General features: G+C 70.6%; 17 protein-coding genes. 6 read left to right on the top strand and 11 right to left on the bottom strand.

Features of this window, described 5'->3' with window-relative positions; translation table 11 throughout:
- Positions 1–6: 6 nt before the first annotated feature.
- The 5 genes from DRV85_RS04775 to purC all read right to left on the bottom strand — a co-directional run bounded on the left by DRV85_RS04775 (position 7) and on the right by purC (position 4,590).
- A complete protein-coding gene (locus tag DRV85_RS04775; protein WP_113288287.1) occupies positions 7–1,770 on the bottom strand; it encodes a sensor histidine kinase in 1,764 nt (587 codons plus the stop codon).
- Between the two features lie 36 nt (positions 1,771–1,806).
- Entirely contained in the window at positions 1,807–2,475 is a 669-nt protein-coding gene (purQ, locus tag DRV85_RS04780) for a phosphoribosylformylglycinamidine synthase subunit PurQ (protein ID WP_113288288.1), read from the bottom strand.
- Between the two features lie 11 nt (positions 2,476–2,486).
- A complete protein-coding gene (locus DRV85_RS04785; protein WP_113288289.1) occupies positions 2,487–3,530 on the bottom strand; it encodes an alcohol dehydrogenase catalytic domain-containing protein in 1,044 nt (347 codons plus the stop codon).
- A complete protein-coding gene (gene purS / locus DRV85_RS04790) occupies positions 3,530–3,760 on the bottom strand; it encodes a phosphoribosylformylglycinamidine synthase subunit PurS (RefSeq protein ID WP_113288290.1) in 231 nt (76 codons plus the stop codon). The genes DRV85_RS04785 and purS overlap by 1 nt, the downstream gene beginning before the upstream one ends.
- Before the next feature lie 68 nt (positions 3,761–3,828).
- Entirely contained in the window at positions 3,829–4,590 is a 762-nt protein-coding gene (purC, locus tag DRV85_RS04795) for a phosphoribosylaminoimidazolesuccinocarboxamide synthase (RefSeq protein ID WP_113288291.1), read from the bottom strand.
- A 175-nt stretch (positions 4,591–4,765) separates the two neighbouring features.
- Here purC and DRV85_RS04800 point away from each other — a divergent pair, with 175 nt between their 5' ends.
- From DRV85_RS04800 to bmt, 3 genes are all read left to right on the top strand, one after another.
- On the top strand, positions 4,766–5,080 hold the full coding sequence (locus tag DRV85_RS04800) for a DUF1476 domain-containing protein (protein ID WP_113288292.1): 315 nt from the start codon (positions 4,766–4,768) through the stop codon (positions 5,078–5,080).
- 22 nt (positions 5,081–5,102) lie between these two features.
- Positions 5,103–6,206: a hypothetical protein gene (locus tag DRV85_RS04805; protein WP_113288293.1), complete on the top strand. Its 1,104-nt coding sequence runs from the start codon at positions 5,103–5,105 to the stop codon at positions 6,204–6,206.
- Between the two features lie 74 nt (positions 6,207–6,280).
- Complete coding sequence (bmt, locus tag DRV85_RS04810) at positions 6,281–7,297, top strand: betaine--homocysteine S-methyltransferase (RefSeq protein WP_113288294.1); 1,017 nt, start codon at positions 6,281–6,283, stop codon at positions 7,295–7,297.
- A 6-nt stretch (positions 7,298–7,303) separates the two neighbouring features.
- Here bmt and DRV85_RS04815 read toward each other — a convergent pair whose 3' ends face one another.
- Positions 7,304–8,404: a PA0069 family radical SAM protein gene (locus tag DRV85_RS04815; protein ID WP_113288295.1), complete on the bottom strand. Its 1,101-nt coding sequence runs from the start codon at positions 8,402–8,404 to the stop codon at positions 7,304–7,306.
- Positions 8,405–8,604: 200 nt separating this feature from the next.
- Here DRV85_RS04815 and DRV85_RS04820 point away from each other — a divergent pair, with 200 nt between their 5' ends.
- Positions 8,605–9,309 (top strand): corrinoid protein, encoded by a 705-nt coding sequence (locus DRV85_RS04820; protein ID WP_113288296.1) that lies wholly within the window; start codon positions 8,605–8,607, stop codon positions 9,307–9,309.
- Positions 9,310–9,333: 24 nt separating this feature from the next.
- Positions 9,334–9,984 carry a DUF1638 domain-containing protein gene (locus DRV85_RS04825; protein WP_113288297.1) on the top strand — a complete coding sequence of 217 codons (651 nt, stop codon included), beginning with the start codon at positions 9,334–9,336 and terminating at the stop codon, positions 9,982–9,984.
- A gap of 57 nt (positions 9,985–10,041) precedes the next feature.
- Here DRV85_RS04825 and DRV85_RS04830 read toward each other — a convergent pair whose 3' ends face one another.
- The gene (locus tag DRV85_RS04830) at positions 10,042–10,461 is read right to left on the bottom strand and encodes a SufE family protein (RefSeq protein ID WP_113288298.1); all 420 of its coding nucleotides are present in this window, start codon (positions 10,459–10,461) and stop codon (positions 10,042–10,044) included.
- A gap of 135 nt (positions 10,462–10,596) precedes the next feature.
- On the opposite strand from DRV85_RS04830, the gene DRV85_RS04835 reads away from it, so the two are divergent.
- Positions 10,597–11,097: a hypothetical protein gene (locus tag DRV85_RS04835; RefSeq protein ID WP_113288299.1), complete on the top strand. Its 501-nt coding sequence runs from the start codon at positions 10,597–10,599 to the stop codon at positions 11,095–11,097.
- Between the two features lie 3 nt (positions 11,098–11,100).
- Here the strand turns inward: DRV85_RS04835 and rnd are convergent, their stop codons facing one another.
- The 4 genes from rnd to DRV85_RS04855 all read right to left on the bottom strand — a co-directional run bounded on the left by rnd (position 11,101) and on the right by DRV85_RS04855 (position 15,053).
- Positions 11,101–12,261: a ribonuclease D gene (rnd, locus tag DRV85_RS04840; RefSeq protein ID WP_113288300.1), complete on the bottom strand. Its 1,161-nt coding sequence runs from the start codon at positions 12,259–12,261 to the stop codon at positions 11,101–11,103.
- Between the two features lie 84 nt (positions 12,262–12,345).
- The gene (gene purN, locus DRV85_RS04845) at positions 12,346–12,954 is read right to left on the bottom strand and encodes a phosphoribosylglycinamide formyltransferase (RefSeq protein WP_113288301.1); all 609 of its coding nucleotides are present in this window, start codon (positions 12,952–12,954) and stop codon (positions 12,346–12,348) included.
- Positions 12,935–13,981, bottom strand: a complete 1,047-nt coding sequence (purM, locus tag DRV85_RS04850; protein WP_113288302.1) for a phosphoribosylformylglycinamidine cyclo-ligase — start codon at positions 13,979–13,981, stop codon at positions 12,935–12,937. Before purM ends, purN begins: the two co-directional genes overlap by 20 nt.
- 190 nt (positions 13,982–14,171) lie before the next feature.
- Entirely contained in the window at positions 14,172–15,053 is an 882-nt protein-coding gene (locus DRV85_RS04855) for a DUF305 domain-containing protein (RefSeq protein ID WP_113288303.1), read from the bottom strand.
- Position 15,054: the final 1 nt, after the last annotated feature.

The following is a 15,054-nucleotide window of genomic DNA, read 5'->3' on the forward strand; positions in this document are numbered from 1 at the left end:
GGCCGCTTACTCCGCTGCTCTTGTCTCTTCGCCGAGGATGGGAAGCTGCATCTCGAAGACCGCGCCGCCGCCTTCGGCGTTGCGCGCGGTGAGCCGCCCGCCCAGGTCGGAAACGATCCCCGAGGAGATGGCGAGCCCCAGGCCCACGCCCTCGCCCGGTTGCTTGGTGGTGTAGAACGGCTCGAAGAGGGCATTGAGATCCTCGATGCCGTCGCCGTTGTCCCGCACCGTCAGAACGGCGGTCTCCCCGCGGGCGAGGATGATGTCGATCTCGGGGCTGGGCACGTTCTTCACGGCATCGAAGGCGTTGCGGATCAGGTTCACCATCACCTGCTCGATGCGCACCCGGTCACCCATCACCATGACCGGCCCTTCCGGCAGCACGCGGTTGATGCGTACCTTGCCCTGCCTGAGCTGCGGCTCCATCATCGACAGCGCCGAGGTCAGCGCGTCGGCGAGATCGACCGGCGCGAGCTGATCGGCGCCCTTGCCGGCGTAGGACTTGAGCTGCCGGGTGATCGCGCCCATGCGCTCGATCAGCCCGTCGATACGGTGGAAGGCGGTCAGCGCCTCCTCGGGCCGGTTGCGCCGCAGCAGCAGCCTGGCGCCCGCCAGATAGGTCTTCATCGCCGCGAGCGGCTGGTTCAGCTCGTGGCTGACGGCCGCCGACATCTCGCCCAGAACCGCGAGTTTCGAGCTCTGCGCGAGGCTCTGCTCGGCCACGGCGAGGGTCTGCTGCATCCGTTCGCGTTCGGCGATCTCGCGCTGCAGGCGCGCGTTGAGCTCGCGCAGCTCGGCGGACTCGCGCTGGAAGAGCGCCATGCGCAGCGCCGTCTTGCGGCTGAGCAGATAGAAGGCGCCCGCAAGCAGGATCGCGAAGCCCATGATCTCGAGCGCGAGCACGGCGTTCACCTGGTCGCGCACGCTGGCGTAGGTGGTGAAGCTCGCCATGCGCCAGCCGCGGAAGGGGATGCGCGTCTCCATGCGCATCACCGCCTGCCCCTCCAGATAGGCATCGGCGGGTATCGTCGCCCAGTCCACCGCCTCCTGCAGCGCCCGCTCGATCGCGTTCATCGGCGGCTCGCGCTCGAGCGCCGCGGCCTCGGTCAGCCCGCGCCAGCGCGGCTCGGTGGACAGGATGATGGTGCCCTCGCTGTCGGTCACCAGCACGGCGTCCGAGATGCCGGCCCAGGCCCGCTCGAACTTCGCGAGATCGACCTCGACGAGGATCACGCCCAGCGTGCCGGCCTGCCCCTCGACGCGGCGCGAATAGGTGAAGCGGTATCCCCCCGCCTCGCGCGGTAGGGTCGTGAAGACCGTGTTGGAGGAGCGCAGCGCCTCGACGTAATAGGGCTCCGAACGGTGGCTGGAGCCCAGCCGGTTGCGGTCGGTGGCGGCGACCGCGCGGCCCTCGCGGTCGAGCAGCATCAGCGAGGCGGCGCCGATCTCGTCCACGAAGCTCATCAGCCGCTGGGTGGACTGCGAATAGTCGCTCGAATTGAGCGCCCCGATCAGCGTCGGATCGCGCGCGAGCAGCTGCGGCACGATCGCGTTGCGCCGCAGTTCCGAGACGAGGTTGCCGGAATAGAGCGCGAGCCGCACCTCGGCGCGGTTGCGCGTCGTCTCGGTGAAACGTTCGGTCAGGAAGCTGTTGGTGATCCAGACGACGCCCACGGCCAGCGCGACGAGCGCCACCAGCGCGAGGCGCACGCGCCAGCCGAGCGGTCCTTCGCGCCGCCGCTCCGTTTCCGTGGTTACGAGCTCCCGCATGGGCGGAGGATAAGCCCCCCCAGTGCCGGCCTCAAGTCAGGCCGCCGCCAGCGCACCCACGAGTGAGCGGAAGAGCGCCTGCCCGTCGGTGCCGCCGTGCGCCGGGTCCACGGCCCGCTCGGGATGCGGCATCAGGCCCAGCACCCGCCGGTTCTCGGACAGCACCCCGGCGATGTCGCGCGCCGAGCCGTTGGGATTCTCGGCGTAGGTGAAGGCCACGCGCCCCTCGCCCTCGAGGCGGTCCAGTTCGTCCTCGCTGGCGGTGTAGTTGCCGTCGTGATGGGCGATCGGAAAGACGACCTCCTGGCCTTCCGAATAGCCGGCGGTGAAATCGCTCTCGGCGGTTCGGACGATCAGCCGCTCCGTGCGGCAGACGAAGGTGATTCCGGCGTTGCGCATGAGCACGCCGGGCAGCAGCCGCATCTCGGTGAGCACCTGGAAGCCGTTGCAGATGCCCAGAACATGGCCGCCCCGCTCAGCGTGCGCCGCCACCGCCCGGCAGATCGGCGACTGCGCCGCGATCGCCCCGCAGCGCAAATAGTCACCGTAGGAGAATCCGCCGGGCACCGCGACGAGATCGGTACCCTCCGGCAAGGCCGTATCCTTGTGCCACACCATGTCGACCCGCGCGCCCGCGGCGCGCAACGCCACGGCGAGGTCGCGGTCGCAATTGGAGCCGGGAAAGACGAGAACGGCGGCGCGCATGAAACCCTCCTTCAGGCGGCGAAATCGGTGACCACCGCGACGCCCGGCGGCGCAGGGCGGTCGAAGGCGGCGAGTTCCGCAGTGACCTGCGACAGCGCGATCCGGCGCGTCACCATCGGCGAGAGATCCACCCGCCCCGCGGCGACCAGATCGAGCAGCGGCGGGTAGCGCCAGGCGGGCATGCCCCGTGTTCCGTAGATCGCGAGCTGTCCCGAGTAAACCACGTCCCACGGCAGCGTCATCGTCGCGTGCGCGCCCGCGGGCATGCCCACCTGCACCATGCGACCCAGCTTGCGCAGCGACTTCAGGGCCGTCGCGGTGGTGTCCGCCACGCCCAGCGCCTCGACCGCCACATGCGCGCCGCCGCCGGTCGCCGCGCGCACCGCCTCTGCCGCGTCGCCGCCGCCCGCGTCCACGACCGCGTCGGCGCCGAGCGCGCGCGCGAACGACAGCTTCTCGGGGACCACATCGACCACGATCACCCGCGCCCCCAGCGCACGGCCCAGCAACAGCGCCGCGACGCCCACGCCCCCGCCGCCGATCACGGCCAGCCACTCGCCCGCAGCCAGCGCGGCACGGCCCGTCAGCGCGTGCCAGACCGTGGTCACGCGGCAGCCCAGCGCCGCCGCAAGTTCCGGCGGCACGGCCTCCGGCAGGCGGGTCAGATTCGCATCCGCATGCGGCACCGCGACGAGCTCCGCGAAAGCGCCCGGCGCCGTGAACCCCGGCAGCACCTGGTGCGCGCAGATCGTCTGATGTCCGGCCGCGCAATCGGGGCAGGCGCCGCAGGCGAGGATGAAGGGCGCGATCACCCGATCGCCCTCCCGCCAGCGCGTCACCCCGGCGCCGACCGCCACCACCTCGCCGCAGAACTCGTGCCCCGGCACATGCGGCAGCGACACGTCCGGGTCGGCGCCCGTCCACACATGCCAGTCCGAGCGGCAGACCCCGCAGGCCAGAACGCGCAGCACGACGCCGCCGGGCGCAGGCGCGGGATCATGCGCCGCGACGATCTCCAGCGGCGCGCGCCAGGCCGAGAGCCGCGCGGCGCGCATCAGCCCATCTCGATCTCGTAGCGCTCGATCACCGTGTTGGCGAGAAGCGCCTCGCACATCCGCTCGACCTCGTCGCGTTCGGTGCCGGGGGCGAGATCGAGCTCGATCACCTTGCCCTGCCGCACGCCCGTCACGCCGGAAAACCCCAGCGCGCCCAGGGCGTGCCGCACCGCCTCGCCCTGCGGATCCAGCACGCCGTCCTTGAGCATCACCGTGACCCGTGCCTTCATGGCGCGTCCCGTCCTTTCAATGGTCCGAAAATACCCATGCGGCGCTCGCAATCCCCGCGGGCGGGCCTTCAGTTGATGAGATGCGGCTTGGTCGCCGTGGCGGCGTTCTTCGGCATCACGCCAAGGCGCCGAGCGACCTCGGTATAGGCGTCGGAAAGATCGCCCAGATCGCGGCGGAACACGTCCTTGTCCAGCCGCTGCCCCGTCTGGAGATCCCACAGCCGGCAGGAATCGGGGCTGATCTCGTCGGCCACGATCAGGCGCTGGAAATCGCCGTCGTAGACCCGGCCGATCTCGATCTTGAAGTCCACCAGCCGGATGCCGACAGCCATCATCACGCCCGACAGGAAGTCGTTCACCCGCAGCGCGAGGCTGACCATGTCGTCCAGATCCTGCTGCGAGGCCCAGCCGAAGGCGGCGATATGCTCCTCCGTCACCAGCGGGTCGCCCAGCTTGTCGTCCTTGAAGTAGTACTCGACGATCGGACGCGGCAGCGGCGTGCCCTCGTCGATGCCGAGCCGCCTGGACATCGAGCCGGCGGCAAAGTTGCGCACCACCACCTCGAGCGGAATGATCTCGCAGGCGCGCACGAGCTGCTCGCGCATGTTGAGACGGCGGATGAAATGGGTGGGCACGCCGATGTTGTTGAGCCCTGTCATGAAGAATTCGGAAAGGCGGTTGTTGAGCACGCCCTTGCCGTCGATCACGTCGTGCTTCTCGGCGTTGAAGGCGGTCGCGTCGTCCTTGAAGTACTGGACCAGCGTGCCGGGCTCGGGGCCTTCGTAGAGAATCTTCGCCTTGCCCTCGTAGATCTTCTTGCGCCGCGCCATCAGGACTCCATGCAAAAGCGCCGGAGACCCGCTCCGGCGGCGTTGCGCTCACATAGGGCATGGCGGCTGCTGCCGCAAGCGCGGCGGCACCCGCCCCTTGCGGCGCGGGGTCCGGGCGGGCATATCTGACGACGACATGCGGCCAGCCCGCGCAGGCTTCTTGAGGGACCGAGCGATGACCACCTTCGACGACCGCGAGCACGCCTTCGAGGCGAAGTTCGCCCACGACGCCGAGATGCAGTTCAAGGCCGAGGCGCGCCGCAACAGGCTGCTGGGGCTCTGGGCGGCCGAGAAGCTCGGCAAGTCCGGCGCCGACGCCGAGGCCTATGCGCGCGAGGTGGTGAAGGCCGATTTCGAGGAGGCCGGCCACGAGGACGTCGTGCGCAAGGTCGCGGGCGATCTGGGGAACCTCTCCACCCCGGAAGAGATCCGCGCCAAGATGGCCGAGCTGCTCGTCGTGGCCAAGGGCCAGATGATCGAGGAACACTGAGCCGGCAGCGCCGGCCGGCGCCATGTCGGATCGCCCCGATCTTCTGGTGCACATCGGGCACGGCAAGACCGGCTCGACGGCGATCCAGCGCACGCTGCAGCGCAACGCCCCGGCACTCGCCGCCGCCGGCGTGCTCTGGCCCGACGCGGACGGGCACGCCAACCATCAGGAGATCTTCCATCACCTGACCGGAGAGGTGAAGCGCGCGCCCGGCGCGCCGGCCTCCCCGCGCGACGACGCGCGGCGGCTCCGGCGTAGCGCCCGGCTCTGGGAGACCCTGCTGGAACGCATCGCGGCGGAGCGGCCAAGGCTCGTCGTGCTCTCCTGCGAGAACCAGTTCCGCCCCTTCGCCCCAGCCGCGCTCGCGCGTCTGAGCGGGCTTCTGGCGCCGCAGTTCGGCGCGATCCGGGTGGTGGCCTACCTGCGCGCGCCCGCCTCGCATTTCCTGTCGGCCGCGCAGCAGGATCTCAAGAAGCGCCCCGAGTTCGAGATCCCCTCGCGCAGCCGCTACCGCGATACCCTGGAGCCGTGGATGCGGCATGGCCCCGGCCAGGTCACCTGCCTGCGCTTCGGGCGCGCCGATCTGCACAACGGCGACGTGGTCGAGGATTTCTGCACGCGCTTCCTGCCGCTCGACTTTGCCGCGCTGACGCGGATGGACGACCCCGAGAACGTCACCGTGAGCGCCGAGGCCATGGAGATGCTGCAGACCTACTTCCGCGGCGCGCTGCTGCCGCCGCACCCGTGGTATGGCCGTCGGCCGCAGCGTATGAAGGCGCTGATCCGCACCGCAGACGCGGCGACCCCCGGCTTCGCCAAGCCGCGCCTGAATGCCGGCCTCAAGGAGGCCTTCGAGGCGCGCGCCACCGATCTCGGCTGGCTCGAGGATACCTTCGGCATAACCTTCGACGAGGTGGAGCCTGCCGCCATGAGCGTGGAGGCGGCAGAGGCGCGTGTCGCTGAACTGCGAGACGTGGCCGACATATGCCTGATCGATCCCGTGCGGCACGCCGCGCTCCAGGCCACGCTGCAGCACATCGCGGCCCGCGAGCAGAGGCTCGGCGCGCGGATCGCCCGCGCGTTCGGCCGGGCACGAAGCGCGCTCCGCGATCCGTCGGCGTCCTGACCCAATATGGATTTGCGTCGCGTCGGAGAGCGTGCAACACGGTGCGGGCAGATCATCCGCTCGGGGCGACAGACATGAGCGATCCTCTTTCCCGCCTTCTCGACGCGCGCGACTGGCTGCTCGCCGACGGTGCGACGGGCACCACGCTCTTCAACATGGGGCTGATGTCGGGCGACGCGCCGGAGTTGTGGAACATCGATCATCCCGACCGCATCCGCGCGCTCTACCGCGGGGCCGTGGAGGCGGGCAGCGACCTGTTCCTGACCAACTCCTTCGGGGCCAACGCCTCGCGGCTCAAGCTGCACGCGGCGCAGGACCGGGTGTTCGAGCTCAACCGCGCCGCCGCCGAACTCGGCCGCGAGGTGGCAGACGCCGCGGGACGCACGGTGATCGTGGCCGGCTCCGTCGGTCCTACCGGCGACATCATGGAGCCCGTGGGCAGCCTCAGCCACGCCGACGCGGTCGAGATGTTCCACGAACAGGCCGAGGGACTGAAGGCCGGCGGCGCCGACGTGCTCTGGCTCGAGACGATCTCGGCGGCCGAGGAGTACCGCGCCGCGGCGGAGGCCTTCGCCCTGGCCGAGATGCCCTGGTGCGGCACGATGAGCTTCGACACGGCGGGGCGCACGATGATGGGGCTCACGGCGCCCGGCATGGTGGACATGGTCGAGAGCCTGCCGAACCCGCCCATCGCCTTCGGCGCGAACTGCGGCACCGGCGCGGCGGACCTGCTGCGGACGATCCTGGGCTTCACGGAGGCCGATCCGAAGCGCCCCGTGATCGCCAAGGGCAACGCCGGCATTCCGAAATACGTCGACGGGCACATCCACTACGACGGCACGCCCGCGCTGATGGCGGACTATGCCGTGCTGGCCCGCGACGCGGGCGCGCGAATCATCGGCGGCTGCTGCGGCACGCAGCCCGAGCACCTGAAGCGGATGCGCGAGGCGCTGGAGGCCCGGCCCAAAGGCGCCCGCCCGACGCTGGAGCAGATCGTCGCGGCGGTGGGCGAGTTCTCCTCGGCCTCGGACGGGACCGGTGCCGACGAAGGCGGTGCCGAGCGCCGACCTCGCCGCCGTCGCCGCGGCTGACGCGGCTCAGAAGAGGCGGAGCTGTGCCGCCCCGGCGGTGAGCGGCGCGAATGCGTCGGTGCGCAGCGGCGGCAGATGCTCGGCGAGCCCCGCGCGCCGGGCGGCCTTGGCGAACCGCTGCGCGATCATCTCGGCATGCACGCCCTCGCCGCGCATCCGGTGCCCCCAGTCGGGCGCATAATCGCGCCCGCCGTGCATCTCCCTCAGCCGTGCCATCACGCGGGCCGCGCGGTCGGGGCGGTGCTCTGCCAGCCATTCCTGCCAGAGCTCCGAGACCTCGCGCGGCAGGCGCAGCATGACCCAGCTCGCCGCGACGGCGCCGGCCGCCGCCGCCTCGGCCAGGATCGCCTCGATCTCGTGATCGGTCAGGCCTGGCACGATCGGCGAGACCATGACGCGCACCGGCACGCCCGCCTCCGACAACCGTCGGATCGCCGCCAGCCGGCGCGCGGGCGAGGGCGCGCGCGGCTCCATCCGCCGGGCGAGGTCGGGGTCGAGCGTGGTGACCGAGAAACCCACGCGCAGGATTCCCCTTGCCGCCATTGGCGCGAGAATGTCGATGTCGCGCTCTACGAGCGCGCCCTTGGTGACGATGCCGACCGGGTGGCCGGCTGCATCCAGAACCTCGAGGCAGGCGCGGGTCAGCCGCCGCTCGCGCTCGACCGGCTGATAGGGGTCCGTGGCCGTGCCGAGCGCGATGGTGGCGGGCCGGTAGCCGCGGTTGCCGAGTTCGCGCGCCAGAACCTCGGCGATGTTGGGACGGGCCACCAGGCGCGTCTCGAAGTCGAGGCCGGGCGAGAGGCCCAGGTAGGCATGCGTCGGCCGTGCGAAGCAGTAGATGCAGCCATGTTCGCAGCCCCGATAAGGGTTGAGCGACCGGTCGAAGGGCACGTCGGGCGAGGTGTTGCGCGCAATGGCGCTTCTGACCCGCTCTTCGGTCACCTCGGTGCGCAGCGGGGGCAGCGGCTCGTCCTGCGTGCCCCATCCGTCGTCCACGGCCTCGCGGGCGGGCTCGAACCGACCCGACCGCGCGCTGGCGGCCCCCCGGCCGCGGCGGCGGGCGGGATCGACGCGGTCGGGCAGCGGGTCGGAGACAGCGGGGCGCATTGGCCGAAAAATAGAACAAATAGTGAACGCGGGCAACCCCTGCGATCTGTATGCCGCAGTCCGCCGACAATTGCGCAACGCGTCGGCTTCGGAACCGCTTGTGTCGCGAAACGCCAAGTCAGGTGGGCGCGTTTTGCCCAAACACGCCCGGAAGAGGCGTTACCGGCGCACGCCGGGGGCCTGGCCGAAGGAAGCGCGCAATGTCCGAAGAAGACGACGAAATCATCCTCTCCGAACTCGACGACGAGGAACTCGTCCAGCAGATGTGGGACGACCTCTACGACGGTCTGAGGGAAGAGATCGAAGAGGGCGTCAACATCCTGCTCGAGCGCGGATGGGAGCCCTACCGCATCCTGACCGAGGCGCTCGTGGGCGGCATGACCATCGTGGGCAAGGACTTCCGCGACGGGATCCTCTTCGTGCCCGAGGTGCTGCTGGCCGCCAACGCCATGAAGGCCGGCATGGCCATCCTCAAGCCCCTGCTGGCCGAGACGGGCGCGCAGCGCGTGGGCAAGATGGTGATCGGCACGGTCAAGGGCGACATCCACGACATCGGCAAGAACCTCGTGTCGATGATGATGGAGGGCGCGGGCTTCGAGGTCGTGGACCTCGGCATCAACAACCCGGTCGAGAACTACCTGGAGGCGCTGGAGACCGAACAGCCCGACATCCTCGGCATGTCGGCGCTGCTCACCACGACGATGCCCTACATGAAGGTCGTGATCGACACGATGGTCGAGAAGGGCATCCGCGACGACTATATCGTGCTGGTGGGCGGCGCGCCGCTCAACGAGGAATTCGGCCGCGCGATCGGCGCCGACGCCTACTGCCGCGACGCGGCCGTCGCGGTCGAGACGGCCAAGACCCTGGTGGCGCGCAAGCACAACCAGATGGCGGCGGGCTGACCGCCGCCCCGGGGGGCGTGCAGGATGACGACCGACGCACCCGACGACGAGACCCTCACGCGGGCGGGCCTGTCGCCCGCGCGCACGGGCCGCGTGCTGCTGATCGCCTGCGGTGCGCTCGCGCGCGAGATCCTGGCGCTGCGCGACGCCAACGGCTGGAGTCATCTCGACCTGCACTGCCTGCCCGCCATCCTGCACAATCACCCCGACCGGATTCCCGAGGCCGTGCGCGCGGCGGTGGCGGAGCACGGCGCGGATTACGACTCGGTGCATGTCGTCTATGCCGACTGCGGCACGGGCGGACGGCTGGCCGAGGTCTGCCGCGACCTGGGCGTGGAGATGGTCGCGGGGCCGCACTGCTACGCCTTCTTCGAGGGCAACGCCGCCTTCGCCGCCCGCGCGGAGGAGGAGTTCACCGCGTTCTATCTCACCGACTTCCTGGTGCGGCAGTTCGACGCCTTCGTGTGGAAACCGCTGGGCCTCGACCGGCACCCGGAGCTGCGGGACGCCTATTTCGGGCATTACGACACGCTCGTCTATCAGGCGCAGACCGACGACCCCGCGCTGACCGAAAAGGCGCGCGACTGCGCCGCTCGGCTGGGGCTGGCTTTCGAGCGGCGTTTCACGGGCTACGGCGAGTTGGAGACGGCGCTTCGGGACTGGGCTTCGCGCTGAGCGCGAAGGCTGCCGGGGGGCTGTCCGCCCCCTGGGGCCGCCTTTGGCCCGCGAGGCTCAGGCGCTGGCCTTGGCCTCGGCGGCGTGCTGGCGGATGCGCTCGATCATGGCGCGCAGACCGTTGGACCGCTGCGCCGACAGATGATCGTGCAGATTGAGCCGGCCGAGTTCGGCGCGGGCGTCGGTGGCCAGTACCTCGTCGAGGGTGAGCCCGTCGTAGAGCCGGCGCAGGAGCGCGATCAGCCCGCGCACGATCATCGCGTCGCTGTCGCCCTCGAAGTGGAAGCGCCCTTCCTCGATCCGGGGATGCAGCCAGACCTGACTCGCGCAGCCCTCGACCTTGGTCGCGGGAACCTTGAGCGCGTCGTCGAGCGGCGGCATCGCCTTGCCCTCCTCGATCACGAGGCGGTAGCGGTCCTCCCAGTCGTCGAGGAACTCGAAATCCTCAACCATCTGCTCGAAGGCTTCGCTCGCCATGCCTATGCGCTCCTCGTCCTGCGTGACATGCCAGACCTAGGCGCAGGGACGCGAAGGGTCCAGCCCCGGTTCGGCGCTTTTCAAGTCATGGCCGATGCGATAACCGGAAAGACGACCGGACAAGGGGGACGGGCCATGCGCGCGACGGTGACGGGGCTTCTGGCGGCGGCGCTGCTGGTGTCGGGCTGCGCGACCATCCGCGACTCGCGCCTCAACCCGGTGAACTGGTTCGGCCGCAGCGCCGAGGTGGCGGTGCGCGCCGAGACCGACCGCAACCCCCTGCTTCCCCGCCGCGGCGCCTTCGCCCGGCCCGAGGACGTCTATCAGGGCGAGCCGATCGACCGGATCACGGCGCTCACGATCGAGCCCTTGCCCGGCGGCGCGGTGCTGCGCGCGACCGGCGTGGCGGCGCGGCAGGGCCCATACGACGTGCAGCTCACGCCCGTCGAGGCCGCCTCGACCGACGAGATACTGACCTTCACCTTCGACCGGCGGCTGCCGCGGCGCGGCACGCCGGTGGGCCCCGAGCAGACCCGGGAGGTGACGGTCGCGACGCATCTCACCGATCTGGAGCTCGCCGGCGTGCGGACGATCCGCGTCATCGCCGCACGCAACGCGCGCGAGCTTCGGCGGTAACGCTCACTCCAGGTCGATCACCTGCACGTTGCGGCCCTTCGCGGCCAGCGCGATACGCCCCTCGCAGAGCCGCAGCGCGTCCTCGCCGAAGACCTCGCGCCGCCAGCCCGTCAGCGCGGGCAGGTCACGCTCTCCGGCCGCGATGGCGTCGAGATCGGCGGCCGGGGCGATCAGCTTGGAAGCAACGCCCGCGCTTTCCGTCTTGGCCTTGAGCAGCACCCGCAGGAGATCGGCCAGCGCCGGGTTGGGCTGCGCCTTGTCCCGGCTGCGGTCGACGCGGGGGAGCTCGTCCTCGGGGCACTCGAGCCCCGCCTTCACGGCCGCGAGGATACCTTCGGCGATCTCCCCCTTGCGCGCCTCGCGCAGCAAAAGCCGCAGGCGGCCCAGTTCCTTCATGTCGCGCGGCTTGCTCGAGGCGATCTCGAGCAGGGCGTCGTCCTTGAAGACCCGGTTGCGGGGGATGTCGCGCGCCTGCGCGTAGGCCTCGCGGAAGCGGGCGAGTTCGCGCACGATGGCGAGAAAGCGTGGCTGGTCGTTGCGCGTGCGGATCCGTTTCCAGGCGTCGGCCGGCCTGAGTTCGTAGGTCTCGGGATCGGTGAGCGCGGCGATCTCCTCGGCCACCCAGCGGTCGCGCCCCGTCTCGGCCAGCCGCGCGGAGAGATGCTCGTAGATCGCCCGCAGATGCGTGACGTCGGCCAGCGCATAGGCCTTCTGCGCCTCGGACAGCGGGCGGCGCGACCAGTCGGTGAAGCGCGAGGTCTTGTCGAGGCCGGCCTTGGCGATCTTCCTGACCAGCGTCTCGTAGCCTACCTGCTCGCCGAAGCCGCAGACCATGGCGGCCACCTGCGTGTCGAAGAGCGGCGTGGGGATCACCCCGGCATCGACGTAGAAGATCTCGAGATCCTGGCGCGCCGCATGAAAGACCTTGACGGTGCTCTGGTCGCGGAAGAGCGCATAGAGCGGGTCGAGATCCAGATCGCCCTCGATCGGATCGACCAGCACCGCCGTATCCTCGCCCTCGCCGGGGATCGCCATCTGCAACAGGCAGAGCTTCGCATAGTAGCTGCGCTCGCGCATGAACTCGGTGTCCACGGTGACGTAGGGGGCCTCCTGCGCGCGGCTGCAGAACGCGGCGAGATCCTCGGTGGTGGTGATGGTGCGCATTCAGGCCCCGAAACGCTTGCTGGACGGCCCCTTGCGGGCGTGGCGGAGTGCATACGCGAAGGGGGCGACGAAGAAAAGCCGCCCTCAATCGAGGCGGAGCGGGGTGCGGTCGCCCTCGGCCACCCGGCGCAGCACGGCCGGATAGAGACGGTGCTCGGCCTCGAGCACGCGCGCGGCAAGCGTCTCGGGCGTGTCGTCCGGCAGGACCGGCACCTCCGCCTGCCCCAGGATCGGCCCGTCGTCGAGCGCGGGCGTGACCTCGTGCACGGTGCAGCCATGGCGCGTCTCGCCGGCCGCGAGGGCACGGGCGTGGGTGTCGAGCCCGCGGAACTTCGGCAGCAGCGAGGGATGAATGTTGAGGATGCGCCCCGCGCGGCGGGCGACGAAATCGGCCGAGAGCACGCGCATGAAGCCGGCGAGGCAGATCAGATCGGGCCGTGCGGGCGCGAGCGCCTCTTCCAGCGCCGCCTCGAAGGCGGCCCGGTCCGGATGGGCGCGGTGATCCACCACCGCCGTCGGCACGCCGAGGGCGCGGGCCCTATCCAGCCCCCCGGCGCCGGGGACGTTGGAGAGCACGAGCACGGGCCGCGCCGGATGCTCGCCGGTCATGCTCTCCACCAGCCGCACCATGTTGGATCCCGACCCCGAGATCAGGATCGCGACCCTGACGGGCTCAGGCGAGCCGGCCGTCATAGGCGACCCCCTGCCCCGCCTCGACGCGGCCGATGACATGCACGCGCTCGCCCTCGGCCTCGAGCAGAGCTGCCACCGCCTCGGCCTTCTCCGGGGCCGCCACGGCCACCATGCCGATCCCGCAGTTGAAGCTGCGCAGCATCTCCGCCTCGGCAACCTCTCCCGCCTCGCGCAGCCAGCCGAAGACCGGCGGCAGCGTCCAGGCGGAGAGATCCACCCGTGCGCCCAGCCCCTCGGGCAGGACGCGCGGCAGGTTCTCGGTCAGCCCGCCGCCGGTGACATGCGCGAGCGCCCGCAGCCCGCCAGCCCGACGCGCCGCGAGCGCGGGGCGCACGTAGAGCCGGGTGGGCGTCAGCAGCGCCTCGCCCAGCGTCGCGCCCGAGAAGGGCGAGGGAGCGTGCCAATCCAGCTCCTCGGCCTCGGCCACACGCCTGACGAGCGAGAAGCCGTTGGAATGCACTCCGTCCGAGGCGAGGCCCAGCAGCACATCCCCCTCGGCCACGCCCGCGGGCAGATGCGAGCCCCGCTCCAGCGCGCCGACGGCGAAGCCGGCGAGGTCGAAGTCGCCCGTCGCATACATGCCCGGCATCTCGGCCGTCTCGCCGCCGATCAGCGCGCAGCCCGCGCCCGCACAGCCCTCGGCCACGCCCTCGATCACCTGCGCGGCCGCCTCTGGGGCGAGCTTGCCGGTGGCGAAATAGTCGAGAAAGAAGAGCGGCTCGGCGCCCTGGCAGACGAGATCGTTGACGCACATCGCGACGAGGTCGATCCCGATGGTCGAGAGCCGACCGGTGTCGATCGCGATGCGCAGCTTGGTGCCCACCCCGTCCGTTGCCGCCACGAGGATCGGATCCGCGAAGCCGGCGGCCTTGAGATCGAAGAGCGCGCCGAAGCCGCCCAGGCCGCCCATGACGCCCGGACGCGCCGTGCGCCTGGCCGCCGGCGCGATGCGCTCCACGAGCGCCTCGCCGGCGGAGATGTCCACGCCCGCCTCGCGATAGGTCATCCCCCTGCGCGTGTCGCTCATCGGCGTCGCTCCCTCTGCGTCGCGCAGCGCCTAGACCATCGGCGCGGCGCAGGCAACGGTATGTCCGTGGTCGGGAGCTTCGCGCTGAGCGGGCCTTTCGTCAGGCGCAGGGTTCGGGCGCTCCACGGCAGCGTGCTGCCGCGATCAAGGGCGACCGGCACATGAGACGGGCGAAGGCGGCGGAGCGCCCTCAAGCGCAAGCCCAGGTTCCCCGGTAGCCCACCGTCAACCCTTCGGAGAGCTTGAAGCGCAGGTCGGCCGTGTCGTCCGCGTCGCGCGGCACGATCTCCAGTCTCAGGCCGTTCGCGCGAAAGACGCGGCCATCGCCGGGCAGCGTGCCGTCGCGCGTGCCAGGCATCTCGGTCAGAGGCACGATCCGGCCGCTCAGCTTCATCGCCGCCCGCGCCCCGTCGTCGCCCGCCCATGTGACGAGGACCGGATCGCTGCGCGTGGTGCGGGTGAAGCGGCAGCGCACCTCGGCGCCGCCGGTGGCGCGGTCGATCTCCGCCGCAGTCATGTCCGCGGCATCGAGGGTGGCGAGCGTCGGCCCGGCGAGCGCGCCCTCCACATCTGCAACCGGTGCGGACGTCTTCGGCTCCTGCATCGAGGGCGGCACCTCTGCGTCCACCTCGCCCTCCAGCACAGCGATCAGGTAGCGCATCTCCGAGATCTCCTTCTGCTGCGCGGCGATGATCTCGTCGGCCAGCTTGCGCACGCGCGGATCCTCGATCTCGGCGCGGCTGCTGGTCAGGATGGCGATGGAGTGGTGCGGGATCATCGCCCGCATGTAGCTTTCGCCATCCACGGTCACCTGACTGCGCACCAGCCAGAGCGACCCGCCGAAGGCGACGACGGCGAGCGCATAGATGGCCGCATTGATCGCCCTGTTGCGATACATCCCCAGCATGAAGCTGAGCATGATGATCGCCATGCTGGCCCCCATGAGCACGGCCATGTAGGCGCGCGTCTCGCTCCAGAACACATGCGACCAGACGTAGGTGTTGAGATACATCAGCCCGAACATCACGACCGTAGAGGTCGCGATCATCGCGGCGAAACGCCAGTAGGACATC

The organism is Rhodosalinus halophilus (genome assembly GCF_003298775.1).
GTDB lineage: Bacteria > Pseudomonadota > Alphaproteobacteria > Rhodobacterales > Rhodobacteraceae > Rhodosalinus > Rhodosalinus halophilus.

Coding starts and splice junctions, on each gene's coding strand:
- DRV85_RS04785 (WP_113288289.1), bottom strand. CDS start 3,530: ATGCGCGCCGCGCGGCTCTCGGCCTGGCGCGCGCCGCTGGAGATCGTC.
- purN (WP_113288301.1), bottom strand. CDS start 12,954: ATGACGGCCGGCTCGCCTGAGCCCGTCAGGGTCGCGATCCTGATCTCG.
- DRV85_RS04855 (WP_113288303.1), bottom strand. CDS start 15,053: ATGTCCTACTGGCGTTTCGCCGCGATGATCGCGACCTCTACGGTCGTG.
- DRV85_RS04815 (WP_113288295.1), bottom strand. CDS start 8,404: ATGCGCCCCGCTGTCTCCGACCCGCTGCCCGACCGCGTCGATCCCGCC.
- purQ (WP_113288288.1), bottom strand. CDS start 2,475: ATGCGCGCCGCCGTTCTCGTCTTTCCCGGCTCCAATTGCGACCGCGAC.
- bmt (WP_113288294.1), top strand. CDS start 6,281: ATGAGCGATCCTCTTTCCCGCCTTCTCGACGCGCGCGACTGGCTGCTC.
- DRV85_RS04800 (WP_113288292.1), top strand. CDS start 4,766: ATGACCACCTTCGACGACCGCGAGCACGCCTTCGAGGCGAAGTTCGCC.
- purS (WP_113288290.1), bottom strand. CDS start 3,760: ATGAAGGCACGGGTCACGGTGATGCTCAAGGACGGCGTGCTGGATCCG.
- DRV85_RS04805 (WP_113288293.1), top strand. CDS start 5,103: ATGTCGGATCGCCCCGATCTTCTGGTGCACATCGGGCACGGCAAGACC.
- purM (WP_113288302.1), bottom strand. CDS start 13,981: ATGAGCGACACGCGCAGGGGGATGACCTATCGCGAGGCGGGCGTGGAC.
- DRV85_RS04775 (WP_113288287.1), bottom strand. CDS start 1,770: ATGCGGGAGCTCGTAACCACGGAAACGGAGCGGCGGCGCGAAGGACCG.
- rnd (WP_113288300.1), bottom strand. CDS start 12,261: ATGCGCACCATCACCACCACCGAGGATCTCGCCGCGTTCTGCAGCCGC.
- DRV85_RS04825 (WP_113288297.1), top strand. CDS start 9,334: ATGACGACCGACGCACCCGACGACGAGACCCTCACGCGGGCGGGCCTG.
- purC (WP_113288291.1), bottom strand. CDS start 4,590: ATGGCGCGGCGCAAGAAGATCTACGAGGGCAAGGCGAAGATTCTCTAC.
- DRV85_RS04820 (WP_113288296.1), top strand. CDS start 8,605: ATGTCCGAAGAAGACGACGAAATCATCCTCTCCGAACTCGACGACGAG.
- DRV85_RS04835 (WP_113288299.1), top strand. CDS start 10,597: ATGCGCGCGACGGTGACGGGGCTTCTGGCGGCGGCGCTGCTGGTGTCG.
- DRV85_RS04830 (WP_113288298.1), bottom strand. CDS start 10,461: ATGGCGAGCGAAGCCTTCGAGCAGATGGTTGAGGATTTCGAGTTCCTC.